A 22,441-nucleotide genomic window follows, 5' to 3' on the forward strand; every position below is an offset into this window, starting at 1 on the left:
AATAAGCAAGGTATATTAGCAATAGTATACCTTGCTTTAAATTTAATAAAAATTAGTTATATCCGAACTTCCTTCTATACGAATATTAGGTTCTATAATTAGATTTACAGAATTAAGTGTTTCATCTATATCAGCATGAGGATATTTTGCATCAATATGTCTTTTTAAATTAAATATATCTACGTCTATATCTTTATACTTGTTATATAAATCTAAACATCCTTTTTTTATGTCCTCTGCCGCATATTTTGATAATTTCTCTCTATCTTTTTTATTATTTAAATGAATGGTAATTTGAGCATAAGCAACAGTAATTTCCATATTTATTTCTTTTTTTACGTCTATATTTTCACCATCATAATTTATATGGGTTTTTGTTTTAGTTTTTAAAATTTCAAAATCCATTAATTTACCTTTTTCATCTGGATTTGGTACTTGGATAAAGCCAGTTTTTAGCTCATCAACAGCAATATTATAATAAAAGGTCTCATCATAGTTTAATTCATTAATCATTTTATCTTCCTTAAAAACAGCTAACTTTTTAATAAATATCCTTTCTGTAATAGCAGTATGATCTTTTTCTATAATACTGATTGCATTAATTTTACTACCTAGTTTTCTGCAAATAAGAAATTCATCAATTCTCATTTGAGGTCTTTTGGTTATTGATGGCCTATTCTCAGATAGATCAGCTAAAAAAATTCCTAGGTATTTTTCTTCTTGTAGTTTAATTTTCATTAGCTCTTCTAAATCTACCTTAGAAATATATAGATACTGTCTAACTAAAAATTCTTGATCTCTAATTAATGTATCTAAAAAATTATCTAAACCATACTTAGCAGCTCTTTCACTGAATATTATTGCCTTATTTTGAGTAAAATTTAATCTTAGACTGGAACTTGCGAATAAATTCCTTATTGCTTCATAAATTGTGTTGCCAATACCTCTAAATACTACTCTACCCTCTTCCTCAGATGTTTCACCAACACCTCTTAAACTTGAAAAGGCTTCCGCATAAATTATAGTATTATTATCTTCATCAATGTCTATTCCTAGGGAGGTTACAAAAACAACTCTATTTACATCTTTATAACTAAAGCAGCCAGTTAGAAATAAGGTTAGAATTAATATAACTATGATTTTTTTCATTCTTTATCATCATCCTTGATAAAAATATATTGATTTATCTTATCAAGCTCTCCTGTAAGGAATATATCTTTATATTTAAAATTACCTAAGGTTCCAAGTGGATATAAGTAAGGATATCCGCAGCTGGTAAGTCCTGCAAGATGAGAACAAAATAAAACAAAGCCTGTATAGAACCCTGGTAAACCTAAAAACGTGGAAAAAAGTAAAATTATAATACTCCAAGTAAATATTCCTGCAGACACTTTAGGAACTAAAAATGCGGCTATAGAAGTTATAGCTACTATTAATACTGTAACATGAGAAGTTAATCCAGATCGCACTGCTGCATCTCCAAGTATTAGAGCCCCTACTATACTTAAAGTAGGACCAATAGGTTGAGGCAGTCTAACCCCTGCCTCTCTTAAAATTTGAAAAAATACAATCATCACTATCACTTCAATTATCATAGGAAATGGTACACCAGCTCTAGAAGAAGCTACACGAAATATAAAAACATAAGGTATTAAATTAAAATGGTGGGTAAATAGGGCTACGTACAGTCCAGGTACTAAAGTTGATAATATAAAAGATCCCCATCTTAAAATCACCCCGAAATTTGACATGAATTTATTTGTTGTGTAGTCATCTGTAGTATGGAAGTTTTCTATAAAGAAAAAAGGAGCAGAAATCACAAAAGGAGTACCATCTACTAAAATTAAAATTTTTCCTTCAGCAAGATCTACTGCAGCTGTATCTGGCTTTTCTGTAAAACCTATAGTATCGAAAGGAGTAAGTTTACATTTTAATTCTTCCTCTATGTAATTTCCATATATTAGATAATCTGTTGTTACATTGTTCAACTTTTGTTTAACATATTCTATAAGATGTGGGGGAATGCTACCTTTTATATAGGCTATTGCCACTTTAGTTTTGGATTTTTCTCCTATTACAATACTTTCAAATTTTAGATTTGGGTCTTTTATTATCTTTTTAAGAGCGGATACATTATCATCTATAGACTCATTAAATCCTACTCTAGGCCCTTTTATAACTGTTTCTGCAGAGGGAACTTCGACTTGTCTTTTAGCGAAATTCTCAGCATGACAAGCTATAACTTTATTAAGAAAGCCAAATATTAGAATTACCTCTCCGGAAAGAATATGCTCTATGGCCTTTTCTTTATTTTCTACATCAATAACAGAAGAAGTTTCTATTATTTCCCTTTTTATTGTTTCTATATTATTAAAGGATTTAGTAGTAGTAATAATTGGTGAGATTATAAATTGACTAATAATCTGTCGATCACAAGCATCATTATCATAAACTATGTTTATTATTCCTCTATCAACCTTTAATTCTCTATAAATTATAGAGTTATTATTATATAAATTTTCTTTAATATAGTCCAGCCAGGTTTTAGCCATTTTAGTTATTCCCTTCATATTGCATCACCTCAGTATATTTTGTGTGTTTTATGAAAAAATATACAATGGTTATTGACCTCGGCCATGGTGGAAGTGATCTAGGAGCAGTTTCAAGCGAATTAAAAGAAAATCATGTAGTATGGAGAATAGCATGTATGGTAACGGATATTCTTATATGCCAGCTGTATTAGTTGAAGTAGCCTTTATTAATAATCCTGTAGAGGAACAGTTATTAAAGAGTGATGAGTTTTTAGAGAAGGCTGCTGTAGGAATTGCAAAAGGAATACTTGAGCATGTGGATATTGACTACATGTTGAAGAAGGATAAATCTATGGAAAAAGGAAGGAATAGAATATCTAGCAAAAAATAATTTGATGTCTGATCCTGCAGGATGGCTTGAAAAAATAGATGAACCTATGCCAGTATGGGCGGTAATAACTTTACTTATGAATATACATAAGGATTTGAAATGAGATAAATAATGAACTATAAAACAGTTTGAAATAGTTTGGTTGCTTTTTTAGGTACATGGACAATGTATCTTCTTGGAGAGTGGGATAGCACATTGAAAATACTAGCTATTTTAATGGCAATAGACTATATAATAGGATTAATGGAAGGATTCAAGAATAAGAATTTAGCCAGTGATATAGGTTTTTAATGGACTAATGAAAAAAGGTGCTATATTCTTAGTTATCATTTTCTTTAACTGTGTTATTTTATGGAATTAGGAGATGGTTTACTTTTCTTTTTCTTATTCCTTGTTGTATTATTTGGTGGACGTGAATTTTTCGGATGCTAAAAATATAGATGAAACAGGAAAGGGGCTTATCGCCCCTATTTTTTATAAAACAAAGTTCCTACTAAGATAGAAGATATCTTAAGCTCCTGATAACAATTAATTTAAAGATTATTTTCTAACAGTCTAAAAGCTATAGCAACTTTTATAGCAAAAATAATCGGGTCTTCTATTGAGAGGAAGTGAATATAAAATAATCTTGGTTCATCGAATAGCCAATGGTTGTGTAAAGCTGTAACTTCAATTCCTAGTGCTCTAAGAGCACTTATAAATGGATTAATTTCTTCTTGTAATATAACTGTTTCACCTAAATTAAGAGTGTTACCTTGTGCGTCAGGTGATTCAAATGAAAAAAGCGCATTAATAACAAGTGGACTTCTAGTAGGTCTTCCAGCAATTTCTGGTCTAAGATTTCTTGCACGGGTTACTGCACATAAATCCCCCTGTGATACAAGAATTTGACTCTCAAGAATATCAGCAAATTGTTGACATAAATTACAATTAAGGCTTTGTTCACTTTTCACTGTATTTTGTTCATTGGATTGAGAATTTTTAATCATCTATTTTTCACCACCTTTCACTAGATATATATGCAGTTTATATTTAGTGGTGATTATTTTTTTAAAATAAGAAAGCATGGGTTAATGTAGCATCGCAATTTTTTTGCGAAAATTCGCAACTTATTTTGCAAAAACGAAGTTTGAAAAAGAAAATCCCCTTAACTATATAAATTGCTAAGGGAATTTTCTTTATTTAATCTCTCAATATTTTTTGCCTCTACAATTTGAGCAATAAACTTTATAGCTTTTTCGTTGGACTCAGTATACTGCTTAGCCTTTTCCATTCCTATTTGATTAATCATCTTATCGTATATTAAATCATGTTCAGAAGTTATTTTAGCTGTTGTGTGGCCTGTAATACCATTAAGAATACGATCTGCATCAACAATAGCAACATTTAAACCTTCTTTTAAAAAGTATTTTGAAACAAAGTAAAAAACCCTGAACATTTTACATTCAGGGTTTTCGTATTGCTAAAATAATCCTTTACTATTACCACTTTCTTGTACCTTGTTTTTTGCATTCTGTAATTCCTGATCTCCTACAGATGTAGAACTATTTAAATTAGGAACAGCACTTGCTGTATTTACTTGACTTGTAGTTGAGTTCATATTCTGTTTAACATTTTGAATTTCTTTTTGACCCACTGAATTTGAAGAACTTAGGTTTGGTACTGAACCTGCAACCATTCCTTGTCCTGTTGTTGCATTAATGCTTTGCTTAACGTTTTGGATTTCTTCTTGTCCAACAGCTGTTGAATTTTTAAGGCTAGGGTTATTTTTATTTATATGTGACATATCATTACCTCCGAAAATAGTTATTTTTAGTTTTGTAAGTTTACTTACATAAATTATTATCTCCAGAAAAAGAATAAGTATTCTAGTACTTTGTTTTGTAAAGGTTATTAAGTTTAGCATCATAAACATGTAACTTCTGGTTAAACTAATGTTAAACTTTAATCCACAATATTTAACAATTAATTAGTAAAGGTGAATAGATTATTTATTACATAGAGTGTATAGCTTTTAGTAGCAAAAAATTTAAAAAGTATGATTTTGAAAGCGAAGGTAAAGAATTATCTTAACTAAAGAGTTTAGATGAGATCAATAAATAATAAAATAATAAATATGAATTCACTTTATTGTTTAGAAAAATACTAGAAAATTAGAGCAGGAGATATTATGAGCGGAAAACTACTAAAAAATGCACTTACTATCAATATAAATGATGGTAAAGTTTATAAAAAAGATATTTTGGTGATAAATGGAAAAATTAAGAGGGTTGAGAAGGATATTCTGTTGGATGAGGATGATATAGAAATAATTGATGTAAAAGAGAATTATGTTTTACCCGGAATGATTGATTGTCATACGCATCTAGGGATTATAGAAGAAGCTACCGGAAAAATTGGTATTGATAACAATGAAATTTCTGAGCCAGTAACACCCCAACTGAGGGGAATAGATGCTATTAATCCTATGGATATAGCCTTCTGGGATGCAGTGAAATCTGGAGTAACTAGTGTCATGAGTGGCCCTGGTAGTAATAATGCTGTAGGTGGATTAAGTGCAGCTATCAAAACCCACGGAACAATTATTGATAGAATGATTCTTAGAAATCCTGTAGGTCTTAAAATCGCTTTAGGAGAAAATCCAATTAGTACCTATGGTATAGATAAAAAAAGCCCTGTGACAAGAATGGGCACCGCTTACCTTATTCGTGACTTATTTATGAGAGCACAAGATTATATGGATCTAAAAGAAAGAAATAAAATAATTCAAAGAGACATTAAGTTAGAGGCTATTATTCCCGTATTAACGGGACAAATATCACTCCGGGCCCATGCTCATAGAGCTGATGATATTGTAACAGCTATAAGAATAGCGGAGGAATTTGGAATTAATAAATTAGTTATTGAGCACGGAACAGAAGCAAATATTATAAAGGATTATCTCAAAGAGAAAAAAGTAGCTGTTGCTTTGGGGCCTATGTTGACGCCTCGAATAAAAATGGAACTCAAAAAACGGAATTATTACTCAGCTATAGAATTAGTAGAAGCAGGGATTAAGGTTGCACTTATAACAGATCATCCCTATAATTCTATTGACCAGCTAAGAACCATAACAATTCTTGCTATGGCTGAGGGATTAAGTGTTCAAGACGCTCTAAAGTGTATTACTATACATCCAGCAGAAATATTGGAATGTGACAATAAAATAGGAAAGATTGAAAAAGGATATGATGCAGATCTTGCAATCTATTCAGGCCATCCATTTAATATAAACACCAGAGTAAATATGACAATGATAAATGGTGATATTGTATTTAAGGCATAAATTAACTTCATGCGCTAGTAAATCCAGCATACCTAAAACAGCATTATCTATATTCCATATTAAAAGAGATTTTTAAAATATAGCCTTGTAATATTATTAAGAAAAATATAGCTAAAATAAAAGCGATAATCTAATTAAAGATTATTGCTTTTATATTTGCCGTCAAAAAAACGTCAAAAATTAATTTATATTTATTTATTTATATTTATTTATATTTATTTATTTATATTTATTTATATTTATTTACTTTATTAAAACAGTCAACTCTTTTAAAGTATTGATTTTACCATTTAACTTATTATTTGGTAGATATTTGGAAACAATATTATATTATATGTAATAATATACAGAAAACATGACTTAAACTTACACTATTAATTTTTAAGGGGTAGAGAATAAAATGGATAAATTTACATCAAGGCATTATGCTTTTTTAATTTTAGCTACAGGAATCGTTTCTATTAAAACATATCCGGGAATTCTTATTAAAGACGGAGGAAGAGAAAGTTGGATAGGAATTATTATTGCATCAATGTTAATGCTAGGTTTTTATATGTATATTGTTGGAATATGTAAAAAATATAACTGCTATAGCTTTTGCAAAATATATGAAAGAGCCCTGGGAGAAAAATTAAGTAAGGTTTTTATAGGGTTATTTATGATAACACTGTTTATAACACTAGTTGAAAGTGCTTCTGCAGAGGCAAATTCTATGCATACAAATATGTTATTAGACACCCCCGAGTGGTATTTGTTATTATTTTTTATAGTTCCAATTATATATACTATTAGGAAGGATATTGTAGCAGTTATTACTATTACTATGATAGGAATAGTGCTTATAATGCTTGCAGGAATTAATCTTTCCATACTTACTGCAAGGTATAAAAGCTTCGAACGACTTTTTCCTATTTTTAGCTATGGGCTGCATAAAGGTTTTTTTATATCTATAATAAAAATGCTAGGGTTATATGGATGCATATCTATAACATTACCCTACCTTGCAAAAATAGGAGATACTAAAAAAATAACTAAACATACTGTAATTGGTTTACTAATTGTAGCACAAATGCAAATAGTGGCAATAGCTGGAGTTATAATGACATTTGGCGTTGACTATGTTAAGCCAATGCCCTATCCAAAGCTTATACAAACTCAACAGGTAAGTTATATGAGGTTTTTAGAGTTTGGGGAGCTTTATGTAATGCTTCAAATTGTAGGTGGGTGGATTTTAAAGTATGTAATCTCATTTTATGCAATATTACTTTTAAGTAAGGAGTTTAATTTAAAGAGGAAGCATCTTATATATATGACTTATATAATAAGTGTACTTGTATATATCGCAGCTTACTTTATTTCTAATAATCTATTTGTACTTTTTTCATTTTTTAATATATATTCATACATTTGCTTTATAAACTTTGTTATAATTCCATTTATAGTTTTTACTGTATTTGCTGTAAAAATGAGTAAGGAAAAGTTCGAGGCTAATGTATAATATTTATAATCTTACATAAAGTCTTACCTTAATAATATATTAAGGTAGACTTTATTTGTGTTATAGGGATGGAAGATGGGGTATCCTTTCTATAGGGTATTTTGTTATTTGTAAATTAATATATTGACATTATTAATTATGTTATATAGTATATATGTATTTACTATGTAATTAATTAAGATAATTTAAATTTATTTATAAAATTTAAAGGGGGTAAAATATTGAAGAAACAAAAAAATTCTAAAAAACCTTTGATTTACTATTATGGAATGGTCATTTTAATAATGATGCTACTCAACGCACTGGTATTTCCAGAGTTCCTGGATCAACATATAAAAGAAGTTGACTATGGAACTTTTTTAAAACGTGTTGAAGATGGAGATGTAAGTCAGGTTCAAATAGAAGGTAATAGGATTGCTTTTCTTGTCAAAAATGAGGATGAAAAAAACAATATTTATGTTACTGGACTTATGGAAGACCCAGATTTAGTAAATCGTCTATATAAGGCAGATGTGAAATTTACCAAGGATATTCCAAGAGAAAAGTCACCTTTGCAGAATTTCATTATTACATGGATATTGCCTATGGCTTTATTTATTGGAATCGGGCAGATTTTAACAAGACAAATGCGGAAGCGCATGGGTGGCCCAAGTGCTATGACCTTCGGCAAGAGTAATGCCAAAATTTATGTTCAGGCGAAGACAGGTAAAACCTTTGCAGATGTAGCAGGACAGGATGAAGCTAAAGAGGCATTGAACGAAATTGTAGACTTTCTTCATAATCCTAAAAAATATGCAGAAATTGGAGCTGCATTACCTAAGGGTGCGTTACTGGTTGGACCTCCTGGTACTGGTAAAACATTGTTAGCTCGTGCAGTTGCTGGTGAAGCTAATGTACCATTCTTTTCAATATCTGGCTCTGAATTTGTTGAAATGTTTGTAGGTATGGGTGCAGCGAAGGTTCGTGACTTGTTTAAACAAGCCAATGAGAAAGCTCCTTGTATCGTATTTATAGATGAGATTGACACTATCGGTAAAAAACGTGATAGTGGTGGTATTGGTGGCAATGATGAACGGGAACAGACCTTGAATCAGCTTCTTACAGAAATGGATGGATTTGATGGTAAAAAGGGAGTCGTTATCCTTGCTGCAACTAACCGTCCAGAAACACTAGATAAAGCCTTATTGCGTCCAGGACGTTTCGATAGACGTATTCCAGTCGAACTTCCAGACCTTGCAGGGAGAGAAGCAATCCTAAAGGTTCATGCTGAAAAAATAAAAATGGAGTCTAAAATTGATTTTAATGTCATTGCAAGAGCTACTGCTGGAGCTTCTGGTGCAGAGCTTGCTAATATTGTGAATGAAGCGGCCCTACGTGCAGTAAGATCGGGGCGTAGCTTAGTTGCTCAAGAAGATTTAGAAGAATCTGTTGAGGTTATTATAGCAGGTTATCAACGGAAAGGTGCAGTAATATCTCCAAAAGAAAAAAATATTATTGCATATCACGAAATAGGCCATGCCTTGGTAGCTGCAAAGCAAACAGATTCTGCCCCTGTTCACAAAATTACTATTATCCCAAGAACCTCTGGTGCTTTAGGCTACACTATGCAGGTGGAAGAGGATGAACGTACATTAATGAGTAAAGAACAAGCCTTTAATAAGATAGTTACCTTCACAGGGGGACGTGCTGCAGAAGAATTGATATTTAATACTGTTACATCTGGAGCATCTAATGATATAGAGCAAGCGACAAGGATTGCTCGTGCCATGGTTACACGCTTTGGAATGAGTGAGAACTTTGATATGATGGCTTTAGAAACAGTAAGTAATCAGTATCTTGGAGGAGATGCATCTCTAATATGTTCTCCAGAAACAGCCGCAAGGATTGACGAAGAGGTTCTATCTATTATTAAGAACGCCCATGAAAAAGCCATAAGAATTTTAAAAGAAAACCAAGATAAACTACACGAATTGACAAGCTATTTACTAGAAAAAGAGACTATTACTGGCGAAGAATTTATGGATATTCTATCTAAAGATAGTAATATTATTTCTAAGGACGGTGATATTGTTTCCAAGGATGGTGTGGAATGAATAATATTATAAGTCAATTGCTTTACACTTTACCCGCAATACTTATTGCAATATCTATGCATGAGTTTGCACATGGTTATGTTTCATATAGACTGGGTGACCCTACCCCTAAGCATATGGGTAGACTTTCAGTTAATCCCTTGGCCCATCTTGATCCTGTAGGTACTATTTGTCTATTAATTTTTCATTTTGGATGGGCAAAACCTGTAGGTGTTAATCCCTATTATTATAAAGATAGAAAAAAAGGTATGGTAATGGTGGCCCTTGCTGGGCCTATTATGAACTTTTTTATTGCATTTATAAGTATTTTTGCTATGGGATTAATTTTAAAGGTTACGGGAGGATATGCTGGAGAATTTATTATATATATATTTAATTTTTTAAACTATTTATTTATTATAAATATTGGGCTTGGTGCATTTAATCTTATACCAGTTCCGCCTTTAGATGGTTCTAAAGTTCTAGGGGCAGTTCTACCTTCTGATAAATACTTTAAATATATGCAGTACGAAAGATATGGAACCCTTATCTTAATGGGACTTCTATATTTAGGAATTTTAGATGTACCCCTTACTATTGTCCGTAGTTCATTAAGTAAGGTTATGTGGACAGTTGTAAGCTTTATCTTTAGATTAGGTTAAACAAGATTTACAAAAATCCTCTCACAGGAAATTGGGTGAGAGGATTTTTGTAAACTACTCAATATGACTTTTATATTTGTCCTATGGCCATTTGCACTAAAAATGCAACTATAACTACTAGTGCAGAAATAATAAATCCATGAAACATTGGAGCAAATCCAGATTTCGAAAGTTTTTTAAAGTTAGTTTTAAGTCCTATAGCACCTAAAGACATAACCATAAAGAATTTACTTATCCTAGATATGGAAGAACTTAGCCCTTCAGGAAGAATTCCAATACTTTTAATAGCAACCATACCAAGAAACATTAGAATAAACCAAGGAAAAATCTTTTTAATATCAACCTTTTTCTTTTCATGGATGGCTACAGTACCATCTCCAGCCACAGATATTTCTTCCGCCTTTCTAATAAGTCTCTCATTGATATAAGAGAATATAAGCACAACAGGAACAATTGATAAAGTCCGTGTAAGCTTAACTATTACAGAAAAATTTCCTGCAATATCTGAAAAAGCATAGCCCGCAGCAACTACTGAAGAAGTGTCATTTACAGCTGTTCCAGTCCAAAGACCATATCCTAAATCAGACATACCAAAGTACTTACCCATAATAGGGAATAAAATTACCATAACAATGTCAAATATAAATGTAGCAGATATGGCATATGCAATATCACTATCTTCAGCATCAATAGCTTGTGCAATAGCAGCCACGGCAGAACCACCACATATACCTGTTCCCGCTGATATAAGTCCCGACAATTTCCAATTCATTTTAAAAAGCTTACCAAATAAATATCCACCACCAAAGGCAGTTATAAGTGTAAATATCATAACAAACAAGGAAAATTTTCCAACCTCTACTACCTGAGAGAAACTTAGGGTAGCCCCCATTAGAATAATGGCAAGGCGTAATATTTGCTTAGATGTAAAGTTAAAGCCTTTTTCAAGGATTTCATATTTCGCTGTTAAAGGATTTAATAACATACCTATAATTAGGGCAAAGACTCCTGCACCTATAAGATTATATGGTATAAGTCCACTTAAAAAAACTGAGGCAATTGCAAGTGTAACGGTAACCAATATTCCTGAGGAATATTTTTTAATAAATTCCATAAAATCAACTCCTTATTTAAATGTCTTCTTGATTTTATCATCTATAAACTATAATTTCTACTTATAAATATTTATATATCTATAATATAAATTTATAGAAGTAAGAGCAAAATATTGAATAACATTAAAGCTATTTTGTTTATTTTAAACTAAAATAATGTTATAATAGAGAGTCAAAGTTTTTTTACGTCTAGTATTTATTAAAGCAGTTTAATTATAAATATTTAAATAATAATTCATAAGGGGAGGAAGACAAATGAAAATAGGATTCGATCATGAAAAATACTTAGAAGAGCAATCGAAGTATATTTTAGAAAGAGTTAATAATTATGATAAGCTATATTTAGAATTTGGAGGAAAGCTCCTGTTTGATCTTCATGCAAAAAGGGTTTTACCTGGATTTGACGAAAATGCAAAGGTGAAACTATTACAGAAATTAAAAGAAAAAATTGAAGTTGTTATTTGTGTATATGCAGGTGATATTGAAAGAAATAAAATAAGGGGAGACTTTGGCATCACCTATGATATGGATACCTTAAGATTGATTGATGATTTAAGGGCTTATGAGCTTGATGTAAATAGTGTTGTTATAACAAGATATGATGGACAACCAGCGACCACTGTTTTTATTAATAAACTTGAACGCAGGGGAATAAAGGTTTATACTCATCGAACTACTAAAGGATACCCTACAGACGTAGATACAATTGTAAGTGATGAAGGATATGGTAAAAATCCATATATTGAGACAACAAAGCCTATTGTTGTTGTAACTGCTCCAGGGCCAGGAAGTGGTAAGCTAGCAACTTGTCTTAGTCAGTTATATCATGAATATAAAAGAGGTAAAGCAGCAGGTTATTCAAAATTTGAAACCTTCCCTGTATGGAATGTTCCTTTAAAGCACCCTTTAAATATAGCTTATGAAGCAGCAACAGTAGATCTAAAAGATGCAAATATGATAGATCCCTTTCATCTTGATGCCTATAATGAGGTAGCAGTTAACTACAATCGTGATGTAGAAACCTTCCCCGTACTTAAAAGAATTATAGAAAAAATAACAGGAACAGAATCAGTATACAAATCTCCAACGGATATGGGAGTTAACAGAGTAGGTTTTGGTATAATTGACGATGAGGCAGTAAAAGAAGCATCTAAGCAAGAAATTATTAGAAGGTATTTTAAAACAGGGTGTGAGTATAAAAAAGGTTATGTAGAAAAAGAAACCTTTGAAAGATCGAAACTAATTATGGAGGAGCTAAAACTAAGACCGGAAGATAGAACAGTGGTTGGCCCTGCAAGAGAGCGATCTGCTAAACTAAAAGAAGTATCCAATAAAAATGAAGTCCGTCCAGCAGTAGCAATAGAGCTTAATAATGGAACAATCTTAACAGGTAAAAGTTCCGAGCTAATGGACGCAACAGCGGCTGTGATTTTAAATGCTGTTAAATATCTAGCAAGTATATCTGATGAAATTTATCTAATTTCTCCAGTTATACTTGAACCGATTAGAAGCCTAAAGTCTAAAACATTAGGAAATAGAAATGGAGTTTTAGACTGCGAGGAAATACTTATTGCCCTTAGTATATGCGCAGCTACTAATCCAACAGCACAGGTAGCTATGGAAAAGTTATCTATGCTAAAGGGGTGTCAGGCTCATTCAACTACTATTTTAAGCTCAAATGATGAGCAGATATTCAATAAGCTGGGAATAGACATAACGAGCGACCCTGAATATGCTACGGAAAGTCTTTATTATAATGCATAGGAAATTATGCACTTAATGAAATTGCATATAAATCAAAAATCCCTAGAAGTCAAGAAATGATTTCTAGGGATTTTTTATAAAATAACTTGACACTAGAGGTTTAACGCATTAAACTGAAACTGAGGTCTAATACATTAAACCAAGGAGGTGTTTTTTTATGGAAAGTACAAAAATATTCGATGCAGAATTTAAGTTTATGAATTTAGTGTGGGACAGAGCGCCAATAAGAAGTTCGGAGCTTGTAAAGCTTGCTGAAGATGAGCTGGGATGGAAAAAATCAACAACTTATACTGTTATCCGCAGACTCAGCGATAGAGGAATTATCAAGAATGAAAACTCTATAGTCATAGTACTTAAAGAGAGAGATAAAATTCAAAAAGCTGAAGCATATGAATTTATAGATAAAGTCTTTGATGGATCATTAAAGATGTTCTTTACATCATTTCTTAAGAAAGAAAAATTATCTAAAGAGGAACTTGAAGAGCTTAAAAAGATAGTCGAAATGAATTCTAAAAGAGGTGAGTAATGATGTTGGAAAATATATTTTTATCTATATTTAACATGAGCATAACTGCAACCATAGTAGCTTTATTTGTAATAGTGATAAGGCTTATTTTAAATAAAAAGCTCTCAAAAACATTTAGTTATATACTATGGGTAGTTGTTCTAATAAGACTCATTATACCTTTTTCCTATTATTCCAAGTTTAGCATTTTCAATATATCCTCAGTACCTTCACAGATAATTAAAATCAATAAAGACAGTGGAGGAATACAATATATTTCAAATGGTATAGAGGTTTTAGAAAATCCAACTATCAACTCACTTCTTCCAGCACCTAATCCGACGGCATCTATAGACCCCGTACAGGTAGTAACCTTTGTTGGTTCTCGAATATGGTTTATAATAGCTATCTCCATGCTTTTATTATTAGTTATAGCATATATTAGAACATCATCAAAACTTAAAACTGCAATAATTAATAAAGACAAAACTATTATAGATATTACCGAGAAATGTAGTAAAAGACTTAATTTTAAAAGGAAAATAAAAATATATACATCTGAAATTGTACAAAGTCCTGTAGTGTTTGGTTTAGTAAGACCTAAAATTATTATGCCAAAATTAATGTTGGATACTTATGATAAGGAAACCCTTTCTTATATAATTACCCATGAAATAGTTCATATTAAAAGATTTGACTACATTATAAAACCAATTATGATAATTGTTCTAAGTATCCACTGGTTTAATCCAATAATATGGATATCATTTATACTGGCAAGCATGGATATGGAATTTGCATGTGATGAAAAGGTAATAAAGACATGGGAAGATGATATAAGATCAGAATATGCCACTTCCTTAATAAATACAGCTGCAATTCAAAATGGTATATTTGGTGGAGGAATTTTAGCTTTTGGTCAAAGTAATATTAATAAAAGGGTGAGCGGTATTATGAAATATAAAAAACCAACATTGTTTTTGTCAGGTTTAGCAATAACAATATTGTTGATAACAATGATATTTACTTTAACAAATAGGCCTCCAGATATACTATATGAAAATGATGAATACGGATTTTCATTAACCATACCAAAGAGTATATCGGATGATATAAATATAATAGAGAATAGCGACGTTATATATTTTACAAGCAAAGATGTTGAAGAGATGTTTCCTGAAGAAGTTTTGGGGGTAATTGGTAGAATTGAAATCTATTATAAAAAAAATTCTACAAAAGAAGATTTAAAGGAGCTAGAAGAAATCTATAACTTAAAATATTTAGGAGAAAATGATAAATATTACTTTGGATGGGCTATTGCCACAGATGTTCAGGTTCCACCTGAAGCACCTAACCAGTTAAAGGATAAATACAGGAATTTGGAAGAAAAATTTAGAGACGTTATTAAGACTTTTAAGATAAATAAGGTTAATGGACTAAATAATTCTAAAAAGCTGTCAGGCAAACACCCTATTGAACCACCACCTATTATAATAATAGATGAAACAAATCCTCATACAATTGGTAACTATGCAATACTTAAAACAAGTTGGAATGGCACTATGTATGATAGACTCTCTTTTTATCAAGCAGCTTGGAATAGTGAACCGACTCTTTTAACAGGACTACATAGACCTAAACCAGGAGAAAAATTTAAAATTGATTTTGGGGATTATTTGCCTGATGAAGTATCAGTAAAAATGGCTTATCTAACAGATAGTTTTAATGAATCATTGCTACCTATAGTAGATATCCCTGTTAGTAATGTGGAGGGTATTTATGAATTTATTAACCCGTCTGCATCGAAAGATAGTACAGTACCTACATCAGGTAGAGTATTTAGCATTACTGCCACATGGGATGAAAATATATGTGAGTATGTTTTTGCAACGGATGGGAAATTTGATAATTGGAATGAATAAGATTTAAAAAGTTAGATAATTTAAAGTAAAAAAATCTCTAGATGTATTATCTAGAGATTTCAGTCTTTATTTAGCCTTTTAACCTTTAGGTATTTAGTATATAAAGTGACATTATGTTTAAGGAGTTAGATTTTTTAAATTTTATTCACCGAGTTATGTTTTACTTTCAATATTAAATAAAAATTAAGTTACAGTCCTAAGCTTTTCTATAAAAGGATAAAAATTTAACATTTTGGCAACAAGTAGGTCTTACTTGGCAACAAGAATGTGATAAAATTAAGCCAAAGGAGGAATGGTCAATGAAAAAACGAATAATGGTCATAATTCTGCTTAGTCTTATAACATTAAATACTAGCTGCAATTATAGAAAAGAAGGAGATATAAAGAAAGTCGTACTACAAAAAGATATATCCAAGGACTCAATAAAAGAAGATGAAATTAAAATAGTAATGGAAGAAATAGATTTAGAACTAGAGGAAGGAGAGTATTTTGAACCTTCATTTTATCATAATGGAGACGTATACGGTTATATACATAGTGGATTTGGTATAGTACATAGCGAGAGGTCAACTGAGCAGTTTCCTATAGGAGGACAATTAAAAGAACATTTATATAGATTACAACAAGATAATACATTAAAAGAGACTACAAAAAAGGTATTTATGTTTAATATACATGATCCTAAAACCATTGGTTATGAATTATATAAAGATGAACCAAAACTTCTAGCTATAGATTATCTAAAACAGGATGAACCATTGGAGATGAAGGATTTAGATAATGCATTAAGTACATTAGAGAAAGATACTAATACGCCTATGTTTAAGAAGAATACTAATACATACATAAGGGAAACAGTTATTGATGAAGATACAACTTATTTGACTATTATGGCTCATGTACCATATGAAGGACACGATTTATATTTTTATGATATACAGAAGAAACAACTCTACAGAAGAAGGGGAAATATATCTAATGGTGAACATGTTGAATATATACAAGCTTTAAAATCTTTTATATGTTTAGATGACGACTTAAAAAGCTATAAAGTTGTTTTTAAAGATAATGAATATGACTTCATAGAATATATTGATTTAAATAAGTATACAAATAATCTGAAAGAAATAGATTCTAAAGCGAGAGTGGGCTTCTTTCCTATAAATGATGAGGAAGTTTTAATTTGGATCTCAGAACCATTTAGGTTAGGAGGATATTTTGATTATCATCCTAGCTATCAGACAAAAGCTATTAGCAGCTTTAATTTTAAAACAAATCAATTTGAGGAATTATTTGCTGCAAAAGAGGGGCAGTATGTCGATTTTAATTATGTTGGTACTGTAGAATCAATAGGAAGAGATTTATTTATTATCGATGAATTCCAAGAAAGTGATGGTAATATAGTCCCTAAAAAAAGAACTTTTAAAATTATAGCAGATGGACAATTAAATACAATATATGAAGAGAATATAGAGGATGAAGGAATTACATTAAACTCATATCTATATACTTTATTAAGTGAAGATGGAAAAGAAATATTTTTGAATAAAGTTATTTCTACAATGGAAAATAAAGTGGAAACTAGTAAGGATGCTATTTACAAGAAATATACTTTCGAATGATTTAATATAAATAATTTGGAGGATATAAAATGAACAAAAAACTATTAGTAGTAGAGGATGAATACTCTATTAATGACATACTTACTTTGACTTTTAAAAAAGAGGGATATGAAGTAAGAAGTATATTTGATGGAAAAAGAGCCTTGGATGAAATAAAAGAATTCAATCCGGATATGATTTTGTTAGATGCTATGTTTCCAGATTGTGATGGATTTGAAATTTGCAAGCAAATTTCAGATAAACATTTAGTTATAATGATTACAGCTAAGGATACGATTTTTGATAGAGTACTGGGCTTAGAGTTAGGGGCAGATGATTATATTACAAAGCCCTTTGAGATTAAAGAAGTAGTGGTTAGAGTAAAAGCCCTATTTAGAAGTCTAAAAAAAGAAATTGGAGGGCCTGAAGAATCTATAATTAAATTAGGTCAAGGTATCTCCGTAGATGTAAAAGGTGAGAGGGTCTTCAAGGATTCAGTAGCAGTATTACTTAAAAGAAAAGAGTGGGAGCTATTATTCTATCTACTAATGAATAGAAATCAAGTATTTTCTAGGGAGGAATTATTGAATAAGGTATGGGATTATGAATACTGTGGAGATACAAGAACTGTAGACGTACATATTAGAAGACTTAGAGCAAAACTAGGTTTAGAGAAGGATTCCCTTATAGAAACTGTGTTTGGAAGAGGCTATGTAATGAGGTACAATGATGATTAAAACAATCAAAGGTAAAATTATTGGAGGCTTAGTATTAACAAGCTTAGTAGTTCATGTAATCACCAACGCTATAATATGGAAGGTGTTCGAAGACAATTTAGAAAAATACATTATTAATGATACGGATAAAATAAAAAGTATGGTATTTAAAGAGATTTATGAACAGTATACATCAGATTTTATTGAGGACAGTGAGGATATTGAGGGATCACTACTACCTATATTAAATACAATGAATAGGGAGTATGATAGCTATATATCTATTGATTGGGATGAAAAGAATAACATAGCCTTTACCGGTAGGGAGTTAAATAATAATTATAAAAATAGTATTCTAATAGAAAGTAGAAAAAAGGATGTAATACTTTATACGGTTTTAGACAATCAAGTTTTCTTTGCTACCTATGCATATCCTATGTATATAGAAAATAATTATAAAGGAACTTTAGTACTCCAAAAAAATTATACGAAGGATTATATGGAGTATAGGAAAATAATGAATCAAATAATGGTAGTAGAAAGTATTTTGTATATAATAATGATGCTAATCCTTTTAGTTTGGCTTACAAAGACAACTAAATCATTAAAATATTTAGCTAAGGGTATGGAGCTTGTTGGAGAGGGAAATTATACTAGGGAATTAGAAATAAAGGGTAATGATGAAGTTGCTAATTTGACTAAACATTTTAATAGAATGCAGCATAAGATAACAAATCAAATGGAGCAGCTTAGTGTAGAAAAAAATAGAATAGAATTATTGGAAAAAAACAGAAAAAACTTTTTTAACTATGCAACCCATGAAATGAAGACCCCAGTTACAGCCCTTAAAGGCTATGGGGCATTGTTAGAAGAAGGAGAATTAGAGGAAGAAACACAAAAAAAGATATATCAGAGAATTAGGCTAGAAGCAGATCGAATTCATAAGCTTGTTCAAAATATGCTAATTGTAGCAAGTGGTAAAGAAAAAACTAATCAAAAATATGAAAGCTTTAATATAAAAACCTTAATATTGGAAATGATAGAAGAACTTGAATTTATTCTAAATAGAGAGCAAGTAAAAATTGAAGTAGATATTAAGGATGCATATATATACGCTATTAAAGAAGAAATTAGAATCGCTTTTAAAAATCTTATAGAAAATGCTATTAAATATAGTAGTGACAAAAAGATATATATTAAATCATACAATGAAAATCCCTTTAAAATAGCAGTATGTAATAAGTGTAGACCTATGCCAGAAAAGTTAAAGAACCATTTGTTAGAACCCTTTATCAAATACAATTATGAAGACTTAGAACTGGTAAGTTCAGGTCTGGGGCTATTTATTTGTAAAGAACTACTATCTAAAAATAAGGCTGAAATAACTTATAGTATAGTAGAAGATAATATTTGTTTTAGTATAGAATTTATGAATTACCAATGTTAATTGGATTTTTCATTGAAGAAAGAAAAAAGATAAGGGTCTATTAAGTTATTTTTTCTTAGCTGTTTTTTAGGAATATTGTATTTTACAATAAAATTGGTTATAGGATGAATATATAGATAAAATTATTAGAACTACAAGCAATAGTCAATATCTAAATTAAAACTATATAAATCATTAAACAAATCGTCCCTTTATTTATTTTGAGGGGCGATTTTTTGTGTTTACTATATTAATTTTCCTTCGTATTACTCAAAGTTTGTTAGTTTATATTGTTTGGGGGTGACGAGATACTTATCTTTAAACAATCTGATGAAGTAAGAGATATTGTCGTATCCTAGTCGAAATGCCACTTCCGTTACGTTTTCATTTCTTAAATACTTTAAAGATAATGTCAGTTTTTTATTATTAATATAGGTAATAGGCGTGACTCCCACAGTTTTTTTAAACAGATGAGAAAAATTTGAGACAGACATATTTAATTCTTTTGCCAAATGATTGACGTTGATTTTGGTTTCTATATTCTCCTCAATATACCGTAAGGCGATACTGATGGGAGAAGAGCGGTTGCTTTTAAATATATTTAAAGGCATCTTTTGCTTTGCTAATTCAAATACTAATTTTTGTGCATATAAGTCAACGAGAAACGCATTATTCTTTTCTCCACTTTGATAGGCGGTAAACATATTGTTCATATCTTCATAGATATTAAAGCGATTAGCACCTAAGAAGAAAGAATTTGTCAAATTCAAGCCTTCTTTCATGTCTTCATTTAAATTGATGCTATCCAGAACTTTACATACAAGATCGTTACTTAACTCAAAAACCAGAGCTTTTGTATTTTGGCTGATCTCCATATGTACCTTTGTATTTGGGGCTAACAGGAGATAATTGTCTTTTGAATAAGTAATCTTTTTAGTATCATTTATCTTGATATTTTTTTCACCATCTAAAATCGTACAAAATCGTACATGTTGATAGGATCGATAATCATCACAATAGTTTTGGGGTAAATCATAATATAAGATTTTCACATGGTCTGTTTCAAAACCATCTATAGTTTCTAGCTTTTTATCGAAACTACTCAACATACCTTTCATATTTTCGCCTCCCATGGATTCAAAAAACAATTAAATTATAAAAATATCGGTTAGTTTTTTTGTGTTGAGCCCATTATACTTTAAATAACAACTGCCACTCATAATATAACACATTGTTATATTTTTAACCATACATTATTATAATATAATTTTAAGGTATATAATATATCAAATCGTGTACAATATATCAAATTATGTATAAAGAAAAATTAAATGATATGGTTAAGTAAAAAACATGATATTAAAATCAATGTTTTTATTGGTAATTCATCAGCCACAGAGAATATAAAAGAATAAGATCTCACTATACACATATTTATATAATTGAATACACATATTTATATAATTGATCATGTTGCTGTGATAGGTTGTGGCAGTGTGCTCATGGGCACAAGAAAGTAACAACTGCTATCGATGCAAGATTATAAAATAGTTCTTAAAAAATAGGAGGATGAAAAATTATGTTATTAAAATGGTTTAGAGTACCAAAGGATATTGTGTTTGGAGAGGGAGCATTAGAATATTTATCTACTTTAAAGGGAAGGAAAGCAACTCTTGTGACGGGTGGAAGTTCTATGAAAAGGTTTGGATTTTTAGATGAGGCTAAAAAACAATTAGAAAAAGCAGGAATGGAAGTCTCTGTCGTGGATGGTGTTGAACCGAATCCATCTATAGAAACAGTCATTCGTGGTGGTCAAGAGATGGCAGCATTTAACCCAGATTGGATCATTGCCATCGGCGGAGGTTCAGCCTTAGATGCAGCCAAAATCATGTGGATTTATTACGAATATCCAGAAACCAAATTTGAAGATTTAGTAAATGGAAAATTCCCTAAACTAAGAACAAAAGCAAAATTTATCGCTATTCCTTCTACTAGTGGTACAGCTTCAGAGATCACTGCATTTTCTGTAATAACAGATACGCAAAATCATATTAAATATCCACTGGTTTCTTACGAAATCACCCCAGATATTGCTTTATTAGATCCAAACTTACCAGCAAAAATGCCTCCTCACATTACAGCTCATACTGGAATGGACGTAATGGCACATGCTTTAGAAGCATATGTATCAACTAACGCTTCAAGCTATACTGACCCATTAGCATTAGAGGCCATCAAGCTGGTTTTCAAACAGCTTCCAACCGCTTATACCGATGGAAACAATATCCAAGCAAGAGAAGATATGCATAATGCTTCTTGTATTGCAGGAATGGCATTTACCAATTCTTCCTTGGGGATTATACACAGCTTAGCTCATAAGATCGGTGGAGAATTTGGAATCACTCATGGTCTAGCCAACGCAATATTAATGCCTTATATTGTGGAGTACAATCAAAAATCCACAGATAAATTTACTAAAATTGAAAATAGCCTTGGAATAAAAAATATCGTAGAAGAGTTGAAGGCTCTTAACTTGAAAGTAGGTATTCCATTAACTTTAAAAGAAGTGACAGAAGTTGAAATCACTGAAGAAAAATTCTTAGAGGTATTAGATAGAATGAGTGAAAATGCCTTTAATGATCCATGTACATTAACCAACCCAAGACAATCCTCTCCAGAAGATGTAAAAGAAATCTATAAAGCAGCATTTTATGGCACAACAGCTAAAAATATTTAAGACAAAAATATGAGGTTTTTTATATCGCAAAAAAGCATGGAAACGATTATAAATGCATTAATATAAAGACAAGAAGTTGAGTAGGTATCTATTTTGGAGATTTATAGAAGAAGCTATTAACAATGCAATAAATGATGGCATTATCTACAGTAAGATTCGATCCCTAGAAACTAAAA

20 protein-coding genes are annotated in these 22,441 nt (G+C 30.8%); 13 read left to right on the top strand and 7 right to left on the bottom strand.

Going from position 1 to position 22,441, the window contains the following annotated elements; genetic code table 11:
• Positions 1-42 precede the first annotated feature (42 nt).
• Together KQI88_RS00645 and KQI88_RS00650 are read right to left on the bottom strand one after the other, a co-directional pair.
• Entirely contained in the window at positions 43-1,149 is a 1,107-nt protein-coding gene (locus KQI88_RS00645; protein ID WP_216414438.1) for a Ger(x)C family spore germination protein, read from the bottom strand.
• Entirely contained in the window at positions 1,146-2,570 is a 1,425-nt protein-coding gene (locus KQI88_RS00650) for a spore germination protein (protein ID WP_216414439.1), read from the bottom strand. Before KQI88_RS00650 ends, KQI88_RS00645 begins: the two co-directional genes overlap by 4 nt.
• 133 nt (positions 2,571-2,703) lie before the next feature.
• Between KQI88_RS00650 and KQI88_RS17930 the strand changes: the two genes are divergently transcribed.
• Together KQI88_RS17930 and KQI88_RS00665 are read left to right on the top strand one after the other, a co-directional pair.
• On the top strand, positions 2,704-2,922 hold the full coding sequence (locus KQI88_RS17930; protein WP_330655984.1) for an N-acetylmuramoyl-L-alanine amidase family protein: 219 nt from the start codon (positions 2,704-2,706) through the stop codon (positions 2,920-2,922).
• 165 nt (positions 2,923-3,087) lie between these two features.
• Positions 3,088-3,213 (top strand): phage holin family protein, encoded by a 126-nt coding sequence (locus tag KQI88_RS00665; RefSeq protein WP_281417535.1) that lies wholly within the window; start codon positions 3,088-3,090, stop codon positions 3,211-3,213.
• Between the two features lie 242 nt (positions 3,214-3,455).
• Here KQI88_RS00665 and KQI88_RS00670 read toward each other — a convergent pair whose 3' ends face one another.
• From KQI88_RS00670 to KQI88_RS00680, 3 genes are all read right to left on the bottom strand, one after another.
• Positions 3,456-3,911, bottom strand: coding sequence for a DUF1259 domain-containing protein (locus KQI88_RS00670; RefSeq protein WP_216414443.1), 456 nt, complete (start codon positions 3,909-3,911; stop codon positions 3,456-3,458).
• Between the two features lie 158 nt (positions 3,912-4,069).
• Entirely contained in the window at positions 4,070-4,360 is a 291-nt protein-coding gene (locus tag KQI88_RS00675) for a hypothetical protein (RefSeq protein WP_216414444.1), read from the bottom strand.
• 24 nt (positions 4,361-4,384) lie between these two features.
• Entirely contained in the window at positions 4,385-4,708 is a 324-nt protein-coding gene (locus KQI88_RS00680) for a hypothetical protein (protein WP_216414445.1), read from the bottom strand.
• A 384-nt stretch (positions 4,709-5,092) separates the two neighbouring features.
• Here KQI88_RS00680 and KQI88_RS00685 point away from each other — a divergent pair, with 384 nt between their 5' ends.
• From KQI88_RS00685 to KQI88_RS00700, 4 genes are all read left to right on the top strand, one after another.
• Complete coding sequence (locus KQI88_RS00685) at positions 5,093-6,247, top strand: amidohydrolase (protein ID WP_216414446.1); 1,155 nt, start codon at positions 5,093-5,095, stop codon at positions 6,245-6,247.
• A 400-nt stretch (positions 6,248-6,647) separates the two neighbouring features.
• On the top strand, positions 6,648-7,745 hold the full coding sequence (locus KQI88_RS00690) for a GerAB/ArcD/ProY family transporter (RefSeq protein WP_216414447.1): 1,098 nt from the start codon (positions 6,648-6,650) through the stop codon (positions 7,743-7,745).
• A 221-nt stretch (positions 7,746-7,966) separates the two neighbouring features.
• A complete protein-coding gene (gene ftsH / locus KQI88_RS00695) occupies positions 7,967-9,838 on the top strand; it encodes an ATP-dependent zinc metalloprotease FtsH (RefSeq protein WP_281417514.1) in 1,872 nt (623 codons plus the stop codon).
• On the top strand, positions 9,835-10,479 hold the full coding sequence (locus tag KQI88_RS00700; RefSeq protein ID WP_216414448.1) for a site-2 protease family protein: 645 nt from the start codon (positions 9,835-9,837) through the stop codon (positions 10,477-10,479). The genes ftsH and KQI88_RS00700 overlap by 4 nt, the downstream gene beginning before the upstream one ends.
• 70 nt (positions 10,480-10,549) lie before the next feature.
• Here KQI88_RS00700 and KQI88_RS00705 read toward each other — a convergent pair whose 3' ends face one another.
• Complete coding sequence (locus KQI88_RS00705; protein WP_216414449.1) at positions 10,550-11,593, bottom strand: YeiH family protein; 1,044 nt, start codon at positions 11,591-11,593, stop codon at positions 10,550-10,552.
• Positions 11,594-11,849: 256 nt separating this feature from the next.
• Between KQI88_RS00705 and KQI88_RS00710 the strand changes: the two genes are divergently transcribed.
• The 6 genes from KQI88_RS00710 (at position 11,850) to KQI88_RS00735 (ending at position 19,549) form a co-directional block, all read left to right on the top strand.
• Complete coding sequence (locus KQI88_RS00710) at positions 11,850-13,358, top strand: DUF1846 domain-containing protein (protein WP_216414450.1); 1,509 nt, start codon at positions 11,850-11,852, stop codon at positions 13,356-13,358.
• A gap of 157 nt (positions 13,359-13,515) precedes the next feature.
• A complete protein-coding gene (locus tag KQI88_RS00715) occupies positions 13,516-13,884 on the top strand; it encodes a BlaI/MecI/CopY family transcriptional regulator (protein WP_216414451.1) in 369 nt (122 codons plus the stop codon).
• Positions 13,884-15,785 carry a M56 family metallopeptidase gene (locus KQI88_RS00720; RefSeq protein WP_216414452.1) on the top strand — a complete coding sequence of 634 codons (1,902 nt, stop codon included), beginning with the start codon at positions 13,884-13,886 and terminating at the stop codon, positions 15,783-15,785. The genes KQI88_RS00715 and KQI88_RS00720 overlap by 1 nt, the downstream gene beginning before the upstream one ends.
• Positions 15,786-16,084: 299 nt before the next feature.
• Positions 16,085-17,407 (top strand): hypothetical protein, encoded by a 1,323-nt coding sequence (locus KQI88_RS00725; RefSeq protein ID WP_216414453.1) that lies wholly within the window; start codon positions 16,085-16,087, stop codon positions 17,405-17,407.
• Between the two features lie 29 nt (positions 17,408-17,436).
• Entirely contained in the window at positions 17,437-18,123 is a 687-nt protein-coding gene (locus KQI88_RS00730; protein WP_216414454.1) for a response regulator transcription factor, read from the top strand.
• On the top strand, positions 18,116-19,549 hold the full coding sequence (locus KQI88_RS00735; RefSeq protein WP_216414455.1) for a HAMP domain-containing sensor histidine kinase: 1,434 nt from the start codon (positions 18,116-18,118) through the stop codon (positions 19,547-19,549). Before KQI88_RS00730 ends, KQI88_RS00735 begins: the two co-directional genes overlap by 8 nt.
• A 245-nt stretch (positions 19,550-19,794) precedes the next feature.
• On the opposite strand, the gene KQI88_RS00740 is transcribed toward KQI88_RS00735, so the two are convergent.
• Positions 19,795-20,646: a helix-turn-helix transcriptional regulator gene (locus tag KQI88_RS00740; RefSeq protein ID WP_216414456.1), complete on the bottom strand. Its 852-nt coding sequence runs from the start codon at positions 20,644-20,646 to the stop codon at positions 19,795-19,797.
• A 461-nt stretch (positions 20,647-21,107) separates the two neighbouring features.
• Here KQI88_RS00740 and KQI88_RS00745 point away from each other — a divergent pair, with 461 nt between their 5' ends.
• Entirely contained in the window at positions 21,108-22,265 is a 1,158-nt protein-coding gene (locus KQI88_RS00745; RefSeq protein WP_216414457.1) for an iron-containing alcohol dehydrogenase, read from the top strand.
• Positions 22,266-22,441: the final 176 nt, after the last annotated feature.

It is taken from the genome of Alkaliphilus flagellatus, from assembly GCF_018919215.1.
GTDB classification, from domain to species: domain Bacteria; phylum Bacillota; class Clostridia; order Peptostreptococcales; family Natronincolaceae; genus Alkaliphilus_B; species Alkaliphilus_B flagellatus.